Raw genomic sequence first — 14,336 nt, 5'->3', positions numbered from 1 at the left:
GCCTCACCGCTCCTCCGGAGCGAACGGCACCCTCGCCCCACCAGACGGAGCGAACGGCACCTTCGCCCCACCAGACGAGGCGAACGGCACCTTCGCCCCACCAGACGGAGCGAACGGCACCTTCGCCCCACCAGACGGAGCGAACGGCACCTTCGCTTCACCAGACGGAGCGAACGGCACGTTCGCCTCACGTCGGGGTGCGCTCGGGTCTGTTGTTCGCGGCGACCGCGACCTACTATGAGTAACCTACTTGTCGGTAGGAACGGAGCGCAGGAGATCAGATGCCGCAGTCACTTTCTGGCAAGACCGTGCTCATCACCGGCGCCGCACGCGGCATCGGTGCCGAGACCGCCCGCTCGCTGGCTCGCCGTGGTGCCCGCGTCTCGCTGATCGGACTCGAACCCGCCGAGCTGGCGTCCGTCGCCGCCGAACTCGGCGACCGGCACGCCTGGTTCACCGCCGACGTCACCGACAGCGAATCGCTGGAGAAGGCCGTCGCGGGCACCGTCGAACACTTCGGTGGCATCGACGTCGTGATCGCCAACGCCGGCGTCGCTCCGTTCGGCACCGTGCTGGGAACCGACCCGGACTCGTTCCTGCACACCATCGACGTCAACCTCAACGGAGTCTTCCGCACGGTCCGCGCCGCGCTTCCCCACGTCGTCGACCGCCGCGGCTACGTGCTGGTGGTCTCCTCGCTGTCGGCATTCGCCCCCACGGCGGGCATGAGCGCGTACACGGCGAGCAAGTCGGGCTGCGAGGCGTTCGCCAGCGCGTTGCAGGGGGAACTCGCCCATCTCGGCGTCGACGTGGGCAGCGCGCACCCGTCGTGGATCGACACGGACCTCGTCCGGGAGGTTTCGGCGGACCTGCCGAGCTTCCGCGAGATGCGCGCGGCACTGCCGTGGCCGATGCATTCGCTGACCACTGTGGACAAATGCGCGGAGGCCTTCGCCGCGGGCGTGGAACGCCGCGCACGCAGGATCTACGTCCCGCGCTCGGTCATGCTCATGCACTGGATGCGCAACCTGCCTGCGTCCCGCCCGGTCGCAAGACTCATGCGGACCGTTCAGCGCAGGCTCGTTCCGCAGATGGAGGCCGAGGTGCGCGCACTGGGCCGGTCCTTCAGCCGACGCAACCAGGACCTGCACGAAAAGTCACGCGGCTGACGGTTCCGTCGAAAGGGGACGGCCGTCAGAGGCATCTGGGAACGAGCATGTGTGCCCGTAGGGCACGCGCTCATACGTGACCAGCCCGGCAGGGCGAGGGGGCTCCGGCGTTCGGAGTTCGTGCCTCGCACGGCAGGGGTTCTCGCCGCATACGCGCGGTACTCACGAGGATCCCAACGCAGCGAGCCGTGGGGCGGCGGCACCGGACCATCCACCCGAGTTCCACAATGGACTCTCAGGGATAGCGCGCGGCACCCGTGAGACCGCGTCCGCGCACAGCGGCGGACCCGGAGCGGGTGGGGGCACCGTGTCGGCCTGTCGGCACGCGGTGCTGTTGTCTGCGGCGCTCTTCCTCGACCTCGGCAATCAGCCACCACACCGGGTACCGGCCCTCGCCCGCGCCGCTGTGCGCGGAACGTCCCGGCACTCCGGGATCGCGCTGCCACCACGGGCCACGCGTGAGCAGTCCGCCCGCGAGCGCGCCCAGGGTGTTGAGCGCGATGTCGTCGGTGGACGCGACACGACCGGTGACGGTGAGGAACTGGACGCTCTCGACGACGCACGAGACGACCAACCCCGCCAGCGCGATCTTGAGCGGCTTGTCCAGCCAGGTGAGCCGGAACGGGGCGAGCGCGCCGAGTGGGACCAGCAGCAGCATGTTGCCGAGCAGTTGGATCCACGGGCGGGCGTCACCGGGATGGGCGGCGAGTGCGATCGCGATGTCGTTGCCGGGGTTGAGGGCCAGCGGCTCGACGACGGCCGCCTGCGGCGAGAGCACGAGATACGCCGTCACCAACGACGAGTACACCAGCAGGGCGTCGATCAGCGGATCGCGCACGATGAAGGGGACATCGCGCAGCCGGCTTCGCAGCGCGACCGACACGACCGCCACGAGGATGGCGACCGGAAAGAGGACGAGAGCGATCGGGACGAGACCGTTGAAGGACACGAGAAGTTGATGCACGCTTGAGCACTTCCTCCTGTCGCGAGCGCCGTCCGCGCTCATACGTTCGCCCGCACCGGTCACCGGCACGAGCGGACACCCGGTTCCGCAGGGGATGTCGCGAGCGACAAGATGAGAGACGAAAAGCGGCTGTGATCGGCCGCTGCGAAAGAATTTGTTGACGAACGAGGTTCACCCGGCGAGTGAACACGGTTCTCGCACCGTCGTGGGTTTCTGTCCGAACTGTTCGTCGCGTTCTCCCGGTGACACCCGCGGTCCGCACGAATGGCCGGGCGCCGCCCCGGGAGGAGGGCGACACCCGGCCATCAGGTGGTGCTGTTCAGCCGGTGCACTCCCGGATGGGCGTCAGCCCTGTGCGACCTGGAGCAGGTCCGGGATGGTGCCCTGCGGGGCGCCCTGGATGACCCCGGCCGAGGCAGTGTCCTGCAGCGCGGTCACGATGTCGGCAGGAGCCGAGCCCTCGTTGAGACCCAGGTGCACCGCGGCGACACCGGCCACGTGCGGGCTGGCCATCGACGTGCCGCTGAGCGTGTCGGTGCTCCCACCCGGAACGGTCGACTCGATGTCCACACCCGGGGCGTAGCCCTCCACGGTCTCACCGTAGTTCGAGAACTCCGCGTGGGTGTCGGTCTCGTCCGACGCCGACGTGGTGAACACACCCTCGGCCGACGCGGGCGAGACGTTCGAGGCGTCCTGGCTCTCGTTGCCCGCGGCCACCGCGAGGAACACACCCTGATCGACCAGGCCGGTCGCGGCCTCGTCCAGCGCCGGGTCCTTGCCGCCACCCAGCGACATGTTCGCCACCGCAGGCTTGCCGGCGGCGTCCTGGGCGACCCAGTCCAGACCCTTGATGATGCCCTCGGTCGAACCGGAGCCGTCGTCGCCGAGAACCTTCACCCCGACCAGGTTCGACGCCTTCGCGACGCCGTAACCCGCCGAGCCGATCGTGCCGGCGACGTGCGTGCCGTGGCCCTGCCGGTCGCCGCCGTCACCACCAGTCGTGTCGAAACCGACCGAGGCACGACCCTCGAAGTCCGCGTGCTCGGCGTCGATCCCCGTGTCGAGGATGTAGGCGGTCACGCCCTCACCGTTGCCCGCCGGCGTGTAGGCCCCGTCCAGCGGCAGCTGGGGCTGATCGATGCGGTCCAGACCCCACGTCGCCTGTGCGTCCTGAGTCGGTGCTTCGACCTGAATGTCGTAGCTCTGCGAGACACCCTCGACGTTCGGGTTCGACCGCACCTGGTGCAACTGCTCCGGGCTCAGCTGCGCCGAGAAGCCGTTCAGCGTGTTCGTGTAGACCTGCCGGGTCTGCACGTCCATCTCCTGAGCGGCACCGAAGACGTTGGCACCGTCCTTGAGGTTCACCACGAACACGTCACCGGCACCGGAAGCGGCTTGCTGGTGCATCGTCAGCGGAGCGAGGTCCTGGTTCGGGGCCGCGTGCGCGGGGGCGACCGCCAGCAGCAAGGCCGCAGCGGACACACCGGCACCGGCGCCCATCAGAGTTTTCTTCACGAAGTTCGTCCCTCCGTCTTTCACCGCCCGGGAAATCGGGCGACGTATGAATTGACTTCGGATAGGAGGGAACTTAACGGCGTGATGTCCGACGAAGAATCGTGTTGGCTGAAACCCGCCACCTCGACGGGCGCTTCAACAGCTACCGGTCGCGATTCGAACAGATCGCGGCCACCGCATTTGCGCTGCGTGCGCGGCATCTCGCCGGACACACAACCGTCTCTTGCTCCACCAGAAAAGGAGAATTGCCACAATTCCCAGCCGCGGAACAATCACGGTCGCAGCCGGGAAAAACGACAAACGACGGACTCCGCCGAAACACGGGAAATCATGTCCGCGCGCACCGGCGATCACGCTGCGGCAGACCCGTTCGCCGGAGTGTGTTCGTCCGAACGGCTCACTTCTTGCGGAACAGCCACCGTAGCGGATCGTAGCTGCGGTCGGCGACCCGCTCCTTCAAGGGGATCAGCGCGTTGTCGGTGATCTGGATGTGTTCCGGGCACACGTCCGTGCAGCAACGCGTGATGTTGCAGAAGCCCAACCCGTGCTCCTGCTTGGCGTCTTCCCGGCGTTCCGGGTACTCGTCGAGCGGATGCATCTCCAGCTCGGCCTCGCGCATCAGTAGCCGTGGTCCGGAGAACGCTTCCTTGTTTTCCTCGTGGTCCCGGATGACGTGGCAGGTGTCCTGACACAAGAAGCATTCGATGCACTTGCGGAACTCCTGCGAGCGTTGCACGTCGACCTGCTGCATCCGGTACTCGCCGGGCTCGAGGCCCTCCGGCGGCCGGAACGCGGGGACCTCGCGCGCCTTGACGTAGTTGTAGGACACGTCGCACACCAGGTCCTTGATCACCGGGAAGGTTCGCATCGGCGTGATCGTGATCGTCTCGCCCTCGGCGAAGGTCGACATGCGGGTCATGCACATCAACTTCGGGCGACCGTTGACCTCCGCCGAACACGACCCGCACTTGCCCGCCTTGCAATTCCACCGCACGGCCAGGTCCGGGCACTCGGTCGCCTGCAGCCGATGCACCAGGTCGAGCACGACCTCGCCCTCATAGGAGTCGACGTGGTGGTCGCGCAGCTCTCCACCCTCGGAATCGCCGTGCCACACCCGCAGATGTGCCTGCTGTGCCATCGTCCTCGTCTCTCCTCTCAGGACTCCGCGGACGGCACCGCCGCCAGCTCGTCCTCGGTGAAATACTTGCGGAGCTCGTCGAGCTGGAACAGCGCGAGCAGGTCCTCGCGCATCGGCGTCTGCGGTTGCTCGACGACCTCGACCGGACTCTCGACACCGTGCGGCGGGCCGTCGAGCGTGCACACCAGCAGGGTCTTGCGCCAATTCGGATCCATCCCAGGGTGGTCGTCCCGAGTGTGCCCACCCCGGCTCTCGGTCCGCAGCACCGCCGCCCGCGCCACGCATTCGCTGACCAGCAGCATGTTCCGCAGGTCCAGCGCGAGATGCCATCCGGGGTTGAACTGCCGGTTGCCCTCCACCGCCAGGTGCCGCGCACGCTCCCGCAGGCCGGTCAGCGCGTCGAGCGCCTGGCGCATCTCCTCTCCGCGCCTGATGATGCCGACGAGGTCGTTCATCGACTGCTGCAACTCGTGATGCAGGGTGTACGGGTTCTCCGCCGACGTCGCCGAATCCCCCGGGTCGAACGGATCCTCCGCGCGCCGAGCCGCCGCGTCCACATCGGACTCGGCCGGCGCGGGTCGTGCTCCGATTCCCTGGACGTACTCCGACGCACCAGCACCCGCGCGCCGCCCGAACACCAGCAGGTCCGACAACGAGTTGCCGCCGAGCCGGTTCGAGCCGTGCATCCCCCCTGCGACCTCACCGGCGGCGAACAGGCCCGGCACCCGCGACGCCGCGGTGTCGGGCTCGACCTCCACACCACCCATCACGTAGTGGCAGGTCGGCCCCACCTCCATCGGCCCCGCGGTGATGTCGACGTCCGCGAGCTCCTTGAACTGGTGGTGCATCGACGGCAGCCGCCGGGTGATCTCCTCGGCGGGCATCCGGCTCGACACGTCGAGGAACACCCCGCCGTGCTCGCTGCCGCGCCCCTCCTTGACCTCGCTGTTGATCGCGCGGGCGACCTCGTCCCGCGGCAGCAGCTCGGGGGGTCGGCGGTTGGTGTCCGGGTCGTCGTACCAGCGGTCGCCTTCGTCCTCCGAGTCGGCGTAGTTGTCCTTGAACACCTCGGGGATGTAGTCGAACATGAACCGCCGGTCCTCGGAGTTGCGCAGCACCCCCCCGTCCCCGCGTACCGACTCGGTGACGAGGATGCCCTTCACGCTGGGCGGCCACACCATCCCGGTCGGGTGGAACTGCACGAACTCCATGTTGATCAGCGCCGCGCCCGCCTTGAGCGCGAGCGCGTGACCGTCCCCTGTGTACTCCCACGAGTTCGACGTGACCTTGAACGACTTGCCGATGCCGCCGGTCGCGAGGATCACCGCCGGCGCCCGGAACTCGACGAACCGTCCGTTCTCCCGCCAGTAGGCGAACGCGCCCGCCATCCGGTCGCCGTCCTTGAGTAGCTCGGTGACCGTGCACTCCTGGAACACCCGCAGCCGCGACTCGTACTCCCCGGTCTCGGCGTGGTCGTCCTGCTGCAACGAGACGATCTTCTGCTGCAGCGTGCGGATGAGTTCGAGCCCGGTGCGGTCGCCGACGTGGGCCAGCCGCGGATACTCGTGCCCGCCGAAGTTGCGCTGGCTGATCCGCCCGTCCGCGGTGCGGTCGAACAGCGCGCCGTAGGTCTCCAGCTCCCACACACGGTCCGGCGCCTCGGTGGCGTGCAGTTCGGCCATTCGCCAGTTGTTCAGGAACTTGCCGCCCCGCATGGTGTCCCGGAAATGGACACGCCACTCGTCACGGGAGTTGACGTTGCCCATCGAGGCCGCGATCCCGCCCTCGGCCATCACCGTGTGGGCCTTGCCGAACAGGGACTTGCAGATCACCGCGGTGCGCAGCCCGCGCTGTCGTGCCTCGATCGCCGCGCGCAGACCCGCTCCCCCGGCACCGATCACGAGAACGTCGTAGTCGTGCCGTTCGATCTCCACCATGTGCGGTGTTGCTCCCTCGTCAGTTGAACAGTCGCAGGTCGGAGATCACACCGGCCGCGATGAGCGTCACGTACAGGTCGACCAGTGCCACGGAGAACAGCGACGCCCACGCCAGCTGCATGTGCTTGCCGTTCATCTTCGTGACCTGGTTCCACATCCAGTACCGGACCGGATGCTTGGAGAAGTGGTTGATACGGCCGCCGACGAGGTGCCGGCACGAGTGGCACGAGAGCGTGTACGCCCACAGCAACACCACGTTGATCAGCATCAACACGGTGCCCAGACCCATGCCGACCCCGCCGTCGGCGCCCTTGAAGGCGATCACCGTGTCGTAGGTGAGCACGCAGGCCACCAGCAGGGCCGCGTAGAAGAAGTACCGGTGCGAGTTCTGCAGGATCAGCGGGAGCCGCCGCTCGCCGGTGTAGGACTTGTGCGGCTCGCGCACCGCGCACGCAGGCGGCGACAACCAGAACGACCGGTAGTACGCCTTGCGGTAGTAGTAGCAGGTCAGGCGGAACCCGAGCACGAACGGCAGCACGGCTACCGGCGGCGGCAGGAACGGGCCGAGATCGGGGACCGGCCGGCCGAAGTGACTCGCACCCGGCACGCACGCCTCCGACAGGCACGGCGAGAAGAATGGCGCGAGGTAGTTGTACTCCGGCACCCAGTACCACTGGTTCAGGAACACCCGCACCACGCCGTACACGACGAATGCGGACAGCCCCAGGAACGTCAGCAGCGGTGGCAGCCACCAACGGTCGCCGCGCAGGGTGCGCCGGTCGATCCGGGCACGACCCGCGGTCTCTGGCCGTGCCCGGCCGGTCGCGTCGGGGGGAGCGGACATGGCTGCCCTTCTGGTGTTGTCCGTCAGGTGTCAGTGGTTGTGCGGGTGGTGCCCACCGACTCCCTCGTCGTCGACGTCGCGCCACAGGTCGGGGTCGTACGGCGTATCCGGTACGACCACCGTGTCGTCCTTGGCGTGCCGCGGCTCGGGTGCCGGCGCTGCGGTGGCGAGGTCCGCCACGTCGATGTCGAGCCGGTCCACGTCGTTGTGGATGCGGCGCACGACTGCCAGGTCCCCGTAGCGGGCGTGCAGAGCGCCCACGCTGGAGCGGAGCTGGCCGAGCGCGCGCTGGAGGTCGGCGAGTTCGGAGGTCGTCGAGGTCATCGCTTCACCTCTCACGGTGCGTGTGGTGGGCACGACTCTGCCGAAACCACCGCCTTGTGACAAGGGACACACGAGGAGTGGCGCAGGATTCGCCCGACTGGTTCCTGAAGGTGGCGCGCGGGACCGGAGCCCTTCGGCGCCGCGGCGACAGGAGAACCCTGTGAGAACTGGCTCTGGTGCGAGACGCCCCGGCGTTGGAGTTCGCGCCTCGCGAGGCAGGGGTCCTCGCCGCGTACACCTGCGGATCGAGCCCCTGCGACCGGTGTCGCCTCGCTCGGCGCGGGCGACTCGTCGCGTCGAGGTGCGATGTTGAGTTCGGACTCACCTCCGGCCACCCTGTGATTACGAAGTCTGACCTTGTGTGATCAAGGAGGCACCGATGAAGACGAAGGCAGCGGTACTACACGGTGAAGGCAAGCCGTTCGAGATCATGGAACTGGACCTCGACGGCCCCAAGGACGGCGAGGTGCTGATCAAATACACCGCCGCAGGCCTGTGTCACTCCGACCTGCACCTCACCGACGGTGACCTGCCGCCCCGGTTCCCCATGGTCGGTGGCCACGAGGGCGCAGGCGTCATCGAGGACGTCGGGCCGGGCGTGACCAAAGTGCGGCCCGGTGACCATGTGGTGTGCAGCTTCATCCCCAACTGCGGGACGTGCCGGTACTGCTCCACCGGCCGCCAGTACATGTGCTACATGGGCGCGAACATTCTGGACGGGCAGCTCGCCGACGGGACCTACCGGTTCCACGCGAACGGCACGGACTACGGCGGCATCTGCATGCTCGGCACGTTCGCCGAGCGCTCCACGGTTTCCCAGCACTCGGTGGTCAAGGTCGACGACTGGCTGCCGCTGGAAACCGCGGTGCTCGTCGGCTGCGGCGTCCCCACCGGGTGGGGAACCGCCAACTACGCCGCGGGCGTGCACGCGGGCGACACCACCGTCGTCTACGGCATCGGCGGGATCGGCATCAACGCCGTGCAGGGTGCCGCGCACGCAGGCGCCAAGCACGTGATCGTGGTGGACCCGGTGCAGTTCAAGCGGGACACGGCCATGAAGTTCGGGGCCACCCACGCGTTCGCCACCGCAGCGGAGGCCGAGGAGAAAATACGGGAACTGACCTGGGGCGACATGGCGGATCAGGCACTGATCACCGTCGGTGTCGTCGACGACGAGGTGGTCACCGCAGGGTTCAACGCGGTCGGTAAGGGCGGCACCGTCGTTCTCACCGGGCTGGCCCGACCGGACAAGATCACCGTGCAGGTCTCCGGCACCGAGATGTCACTGTACGAGAAGACGATCAAGGGCACCATGTTCGGCTCGTCCAACCCGCAGTACGACATCGTCAAGATGCTGCGGCTCTACGACGCCGGCCAGCTCAAACTCGACGAACTGATCACCAAGCGCTACACGCTCGACGAGGTCAACCAGGGCTATCAGGATCTGCGCGACGGCAAGAACATCCGCGGGGTCATCGTGCACGAGAGCGCGTGAGCGACACGGCGAACGAACCTCACGGCGTGGGTTGCGAGCCCGGCGGTCGCCACTGACCGCCCGGCTGTGGTCTTGTTCTGATGCCCGTCAGGGCATGGTCTCGCGTGCTCAGCACGGGCACGGTGAGGCCCAACGAGGCGAGCGAACGCCGGACGGCACCCTGTCCGCCCGTGTCACCTCGAGTGAGGGCCACGAGCCGGACGGGGTGCCGTCCTTCGCGTTCGCGTTCGATTGTCGGTTTCTCAGCAGGTCAGAGAGGGCGCCGAGGCATCTCGTAGTCGTCGAGCGCCGGGATGTGCTGTGGGCCGTCCAGGACCGCAGGGTCGTCCGACACGTCCGCCCACTTCAGCAGCATCGCGGTCGCCTGGTCGCGTTCGGCCTGCGGCAGCTGCGCGATGTCGGAACCGTGATTGCCGCCCGGCACGGTGAACACCGCCGAGTCCTTCGGCGGTGCGGGCGAGACGCGGAACGGCTCGGCCGCCCACGGGTCGTTCCCCCCGTTGACGTAGAGCAACTCCGTACCCCGCGTGCGCACCCACCGGTCGATGTCGGCCATCGCCTTGCGGTCGAACTCCACCGGGAGCCCGTCCGGCAGGTATTGCGCGGGACCGCCGTCGTGGTCGTGGCGCAACAGGTCGTCGAGGTGCTCGTGCGAGACGTCCGGCCAGCCGAGCTCGGTGGCGGCCTGGAAGTAGTAGGGCACGTAGTGGTCGAGCCCGGCGTCGGCGAAGGAATCCCAGCCCACGGCGTTGCCGACGAAGTCCCAGAGCTGCTGCGTCGAGGCGTCGGCGGGCGGCACCGTGGCGCAGTCCGACTCGAGCTGGTATTGCCAGAACGCGTACACGGTGTCGAGGACGGTTCCCTCCAACGCCTGGTCGATGCCGCCGGGCAGCCGCTCGAAGGTCAGACCGTTGCGCTCGGCGTAGTCGCGGTAGCGCGCCAGCATCTCGTCGCGGCGTACGAGCACCTCCCGCTGCACCGCCGCCAGCGCGTCCCGGCATTCCGGGGTGCCGACGGTGGCGAAGAACTCGTCGTAGCGGCTGTCCTCCTCGTTGTCCACGTCGTTGGGGGCGACGTAGGCCACGGTGCCGTCGACGTCCTGGGGGTAGAAGCGGCGGTGGTACGTGGCAGTCATGCCGCCCTTGCTACCGCCGGTGGTGATCCACTCCTCGCCGTAGACCTGCCGGAACGCCTCCACCACGCGGTGCTGGTCGGTGGCCGCCTGCCAGATGTCGAGCGTGGTCCAGTCGGCCGGTTCGGGCCGCGACGGTTCGAAGAACCGGTACTCCATGTTGAGCTGGTTGCCGTCGACGAGCTGGGTCGGCTCGGCGCGGTGCGGCACAGGTGGAACGTAGTAGCCGCTGGTGTACATCACGTTCGGTCGCGCGAAGTCCTTGTGCAGGAGCGTGAGCCGCTGCTCGAAGGTGGGGCCGTCCGGATCGTGGTGATCGGCCGGTTGGGTGAACGTGAGGTCGAAGAAGCGGTAGCCCTGCTCGGTGGGGCGTTCCCCGACGACCGTCAGGCCCGGTATCGATTCCAGTCGGTCGACGACCCCGTCTCGTCCGGGCATCACGTCGTCTTGTCCGGGTGCCGCGCTCACCGGCGCTGCCGCGAGACCCAGCATCGTCACGCACGCGGCCGTGGCCGCGATCAGCCTTTTCACAGTCGTTCCCGCCTTCCCGTCCGGAGCAGCTCGACAGGGGGAACCTAGCGGCCCGGACGTCTCCGGTGGCCGTCCAGCGAGGAGTCGATACGCAGCCGAGATCCGTTCCCGTTCGTTTCCCACCCGAGGTGCCGTCGAGGCGGTGCGATCCGGATCCCCGGCGAGGCGGTGCGTACGAGACCATTACCGTTCGCATTCACCCTGTCACTCCACGAATTTCGGACGATCGGCGAAATAGTCGACCCGAAACGTCCGGGCGGATCACGAGAAACGCGACCCTTCGGCAACTCCGCGCCGATTCCGGCTCAGCGGGAGCGATCGGGGAGTTCCACGTGGATGCTCGGAGTAGTCACCTCCTGACCACGCGCACACCGCATCCGCCGCATCGAAACCCCACGTCAGACACTACCCGAAGTGACATCGACACAGTGGGTGACAGACGAGGACATGATCGACGAATAGCGGCGACTACACATCGAGTACAGCTGGTATCGGACCGACAAAATGGTGCGACAAGCCACGGCGAGAATCGGCGTCCAGGTACCCGTATACGTACATTCACCGGTGTCACCCGGGCTCAGGACCGGCAATGTCGACGTCGTTCCGCCCGGCACCCCCGAAGCCGGGGAACGACCCCTTCCCCCGAAGAAGAAGAGATTCCCCGAAGTGCACTACATCACTGGCAAATCGAACGCCGACGAGAACCAGTCCCCCCGTCCCACCGCGGCGCGTCGCGTCCGCAAGACGCTCATCACGCTCGGCGCGGCCTCCGCGATGACCCTGATGAGTTTCGGCAGCGCCGCTGCCGCCCCGGTCTCGCACCCCGACGGACCGGTCCTGTCCGGCCCTGCCGCCCAGATCGTGCAGCAGATCAAGGACAGCCAGAACGGTCCGCAGCAGAAGCCGCAGGCTGCGAAGGACAACGCCGGCGCCAAGAAGGGCCAGGCCAAGGGCAACGGTCAGAACAAGCCCCGCCAGGCGCCCGCCCCGGCGCCGTCTCTGCCGGACCGGATCATCTCGGCCGCGCAGCCGGAGATCGGTACCACCGAGACCGGTGGCGACAACTGCCAGAAGTACTCCGGTCAGTGCGTCTCCTGGTGCGCCCTGTTCGCCATGAACATGTGGCAGGACGCCGGCGTCGACGTCGACCCCGAGCAGTACGCCTTCACCGGCAACGTCTACGAGACGGGCCAGGAGAAGGGCACCGCCTACGACGCGGAGAACCTCGACCAGGCCAAGCCGGGCGACGTCCTGCTCTTCGGTACCGGCCCGAGCAGCCCGTCCACGAGTAAGCACATCGGCATCGTCGAAAAGGTCGACGGTAACCAGGTGACGACGATCGAGGGCAACACCGGTGACAACACCGACAGTGTCGAGCGCAAGACGCACGAGTTGAGCTCGGAGACCTTCTACGGCGGCGTCAGCCCCTGGTGATGACGCACCGCGGATGACGAGCGGAGACGCAAGCGGGTGGATCCTTCGGGGTCCACCCGCTTTCGTGTGCTCTCCGTCGCCGGGGCAGGCACACTGATGGCATGGCAGCTCAACTCATGCGCCCCCAGGACAGCAAGATGATCGCCGGCGTGTGTTCCGGCATCGCGCGGCGGTTCGGCTGGAGCACCGGGCTGGTGCGCCTCGCGTTCGTGATCTCCTGCGTTCTGCCCGGCCCGCAGATTCTGATCTACATCGCCCTGTGGATCCTCATCCCCAAGACACCCTGACGACCAGACGGCGGGGTGTGCGGGGAGCGTGAGCCTTTTTGGTGGCTAGAGCAACCAAAAAGGCTCACGCCCCGGCGGCGCTGACCGGAGGCGGAATGTCCGAGCACGACGACGCGGTGCAGAGCCTGTGGCCGCTGATGGATCTCGTGACCCCGATGGCGTTGCGTGTCGCGGCGACGACGAACGTCGCGGACCTGCTCGCGGACGGACCGCTCGACGCGGCGGCCTTGGCCGAACGCTCCGGTACGGACTCCGACGCGCTCGCGCGGGTGCTGTCGCACCTCGCAGGCCAGGGTGTGTTCGTCGAGTCCACGCCGGGCGTGTTCGCGCTGAATGCGACCGCCGAGCAGCTGCGCAGCGACTCGCCCACGGGCATGCGACTGTGGCTGGACCTGGAAGGTTTCGGCGGCCGGATGGACCTCGCCTTCACCGAACTGCTGCACACCGTCCGGACTGGCGAACCGAGCTGGCAACGGGTGTTCGGTCAACCCTTCTGGGAGTACCTCGCCGATCACGCCTCCGTCGGCGCCGCGTTCGACGAGACGATGGCCTCCGGTCGGGAGTTCGTCCTGGACGCGGCGCGCGGCTACGCCTGGCCGTCGACGGCGCACGTGGTCGACGTGGGCGGCGGGACGGGTGCGTTGCTGGCGTCAGTACTGGAAGAGAACCCGGACGTACGAGCGAGCCTCGTGGATCTACCGGAAACGGTGGAGCGCGGACGGAAGTATCTCGCCGAACGAGGCGTGGACGAGCGGTGCACGTTCGACGGGCAGACCTTCTTCGACCCGCTGCCCGCGCGCGGCGATCACTACGTGCTGAGCAGCATCGTGCACGACTGGCCGGACGCGGAGGCCGTGGAGATTCTGCGCCGCTGCGCCGAGGCCGCGGGGAGCACCGGCCGGGTGATCGTGATCGAGTCCCACACTCCCGAGGCCGGTTCGTTCACCGAGATGAACCTGCGCATGCTCGTGTTGCTGGGTGGCCGCGAACGCACCGTCGACGAGTACACGGAACTGGCCCGGCGCGCGGGTCTGCGCGTCGCGGGCGTGCATACGACCCCCGTGGATCAGCTCGTCCTGGACTGCGTTCCGGAGAAGTGGTGACCACGACCGTCGACGGCCGGTCCGTGATCGTCGCGGACACCGCAGGCGTGATCACGTGCTGGAACCCCGTCGCCGAAACCCTGTTCGGACACCCGGCGCGCGACGCGGGTCGGCGGAGTCTCGATCTCGTGGTCCCGGCACACCTGCGGCAGGCGCACTGGGCAGGGTTCCGGCGCGCCATGCGGGAACCGCAGGTCAAGGATCTCGCGGCGAACTTGCCGGTGTTGTGCGCGGATGGGGAGATCCGTGAGGTCGCGGGACGGCTGCTCGTCGTCTGCGACGGCGTCGGCGTCGCGCTCGGCGCCATGGCCATCTGCACCCCGGACGCAACAACCACCGGCGTCCACCCGTTCAGGTGAGCCTCATGGCGAGCCGCCGCGCCGCCACTCCGCACGAGGCGAACGGCACTTTCGCCTCGTCTCCTGGGGCGAAGGTGCCGTTCACCTCTACAGAGGCGTGAGTC

Annotated in this window: 13 protein-coding genes; 6 read left to right on the top strand and 7 right to left on the bottom strand. The window is 67.9% G+C overall.

The window, feature by feature from the left end; translation table 11 throughout:
• Nucleotides 1-281 precede the first annotated feature (281 nt).
• Nucleotides 282-1,169: an SDR family oxidoreductase gene (locus GIY23_RS05245; RefSeq protein ID WP_154075621.1), complete on the top strand. Its 888-nt coding sequence runs from the start codon at nucleotides 282-284 to the stop codon at nucleotides 1,167-1,169.
• 235 nt (nucleotides 1,170-1,404) lie between these two features.
• On the opposite strand, the gene GIY23_RS05240 is transcribed toward GIY23_RS05245, so the two are convergent.
• From GIY23_RS05240 to GIY23_RS05215, 6 genes are all read right to left on the bottom strand, one after another.
• Nucleotides 1,405-2,133: a VanZ family protein gene (locus tag GIY23_RS05240; RefSeq protein WP_228717561.1), complete on the bottom strand. Its 729-nt coding sequence runs from the start codon at nucleotides 2,131-2,133 to the stop codon at nucleotides 1,405-1,407.
• 345 nt (nucleotides 2,134-2,478) lie between these two features.
• Nucleotides 2,479-3,648: a S8 family peptidase gene (locus GIY23_RS05235; protein ID WP_222850245.1), complete on the bottom strand. Its 1,170-nt coding sequence runs from the start codon at nucleotides 3,646-3,648 to the stop codon at nucleotides 2,479-2,481.
• Between the two features lie 397 nt (nucleotides 3,649-4,045).
• Nucleotides 4,046-4,786 (bottom strand): succinate dehydrogenase/fumarate reductase iron-sulfur subunit, encoded by a 741-nt coding sequence (locus GIY23_RS05230; protein ID WP_154075619.1) that lies wholly within the window; start codon nucleotides 4,784-4,786, stop codon nucleotides 4,046-4,048.
• Between the two features lie 17 nt (nucleotides 4,787-4,803).
• A complete protein-coding gene (locus tag GIY23_RS05225) occupies nucleotides 4,804-6,723 on the bottom strand; it encodes a fumarate reductase/succinate dehydrogenase flavoprotein subunit (protein WP_154075618.1) in 1,920 nt (639 codons plus the stop codon).
• Nucleotides 6,724-6,742: 19 nt separating this feature from the next.
• Nucleotides 6,743-7,567: a hypothetical protein gene (locus tag GIY23_RS05220; protein ID WP_154075617.1), complete on the bottom strand. Its 825-nt coding sequence runs from the start codon at nucleotides 7,565-7,567 to the stop codon at nucleotides 6,743-6,745.
• Nucleotides 7,568-7,597: 30 nt separating this feature from the next.
• Nucleotides 7,598-7,891 carry a hypothetical protein gene (locus tag GIY23_RS05215; protein ID WP_154075616.1) on the bottom strand — a complete coding sequence of 98 codons (294 nt, stop codon included), beginning with the start codon at nucleotides 7,889-7,891 and terminating at the stop codon, nucleotides 7,598-7,600.
• A 379-nt stretch (nucleotides 7,892-8,270) separates the two neighbouring features.
• Here GIY23_RS05215 and GIY23_RS05210 point away from each other — a divergent pair, with 379 nt between their 5' ends.
• Nucleotides 8,271-9,386: an NDMA-dependent alcohol dehydrogenase gene (locus GIY23_RS05210; protein WP_154075615.1), complete on the top strand. Its 1,116-nt coding sequence runs from the start codon at nucleotides 8,271-8,273 to the stop codon at nucleotides 9,384-9,386.
• Nucleotides 9,387-9,636: 250 nt separating this feature from the next.
• Here the strand turns inward: GIY23_RS05210 and GIY23_RS05205 are convergent, their stop codons facing one another.
• On the bottom strand, nucleotides 9,637-11,049 hold the full coding sequence (locus tag GIY23_RS05205; RefSeq protein ID WP_228717560.1) for a S28 family serine protease: 1,413 nt from the start codon (nucleotides 11,047-11,049) through the stop codon (nucleotides 9,637-9,639).
• Between the two features lie 564 nt (nucleotides 11,050-11,613).
• On the opposite strand from GIY23_RS05205, the gene GIY23_RS05200 reads away from it, so the two are divergent.
• The 4 genes from GIY23_RS05200 to GIY23_RS22615 all read left to right on the top strand — a co-directional run bounded on the left by GIY23_RS05200 (nucleotide 11,614) and on the right by GIY23_RS22615 (nucleotide 14,232).
• Nucleotides 11,614-12,483: a CHAP domain-containing protein gene (locus GIY23_RS05200; protein WP_222850244.1), complete on the top strand. Its 870-nt coding sequence runs from the start codon at nucleotides 11,614-11,616 to the stop codon at nucleotides 12,481-12,483.
• 101 nt (nucleotides 12,484-12,584) lie between these two features.
• Nucleotides 12,585-12,770 (top strand): PspC domain-containing protein, encoded by a 186-nt coding sequence (locus tag GIY23_RS05195; protein WP_154075614.1) that lies wholly within the window; start codon nucleotides 12,585-12,587, stop codon nucleotides 12,768-12,770.
• Nucleotides 12,771-12,865: 95 nt separating this feature from the next.
• Nucleotides 12,866-13,873, top strand: coding sequence for a methyltransferase (locus GIY23_RS05190; RefSeq protein ID WP_154075613.1), 1,008 nt, complete (start codon nucleotides 12,866-12,868; stop codon nucleotides 13,871-13,873).
• Nucleotides 13,870-14,232, top strand: a complete 363-nt coding sequence (locus GIY23_RS22615) for a PAS domain S-box protein (protein ID WP_187352031.1) — start codon at nucleotides 13,870-13,872, stop codon at nucleotides 14,230-14,232. The genes GIY23_RS05190 and GIY23_RS22615 overlap by 4 nt, the downstream gene beginning before the upstream one ends.
• Nucleotides 14,233-14,336 lie beyond the last annotated feature (104 nt).

The sequence above is a fragment of the Allosaccharopolyspora coralli genome (assembly GCF_009664835.1).
In the GTDB taxonomy this organism is placed as follows: Bacteria; Actinomycetota; Actinomycetes; order Mycobacteriales; family Pseudonocardiaceae; genus Allosaccharopolyspora; species Allosaccharopolyspora coralli.
Note: the sequence above shows the minus strand (reverse complement) of the source record. Positions and strands in the feature narration are given on the sequence as shown.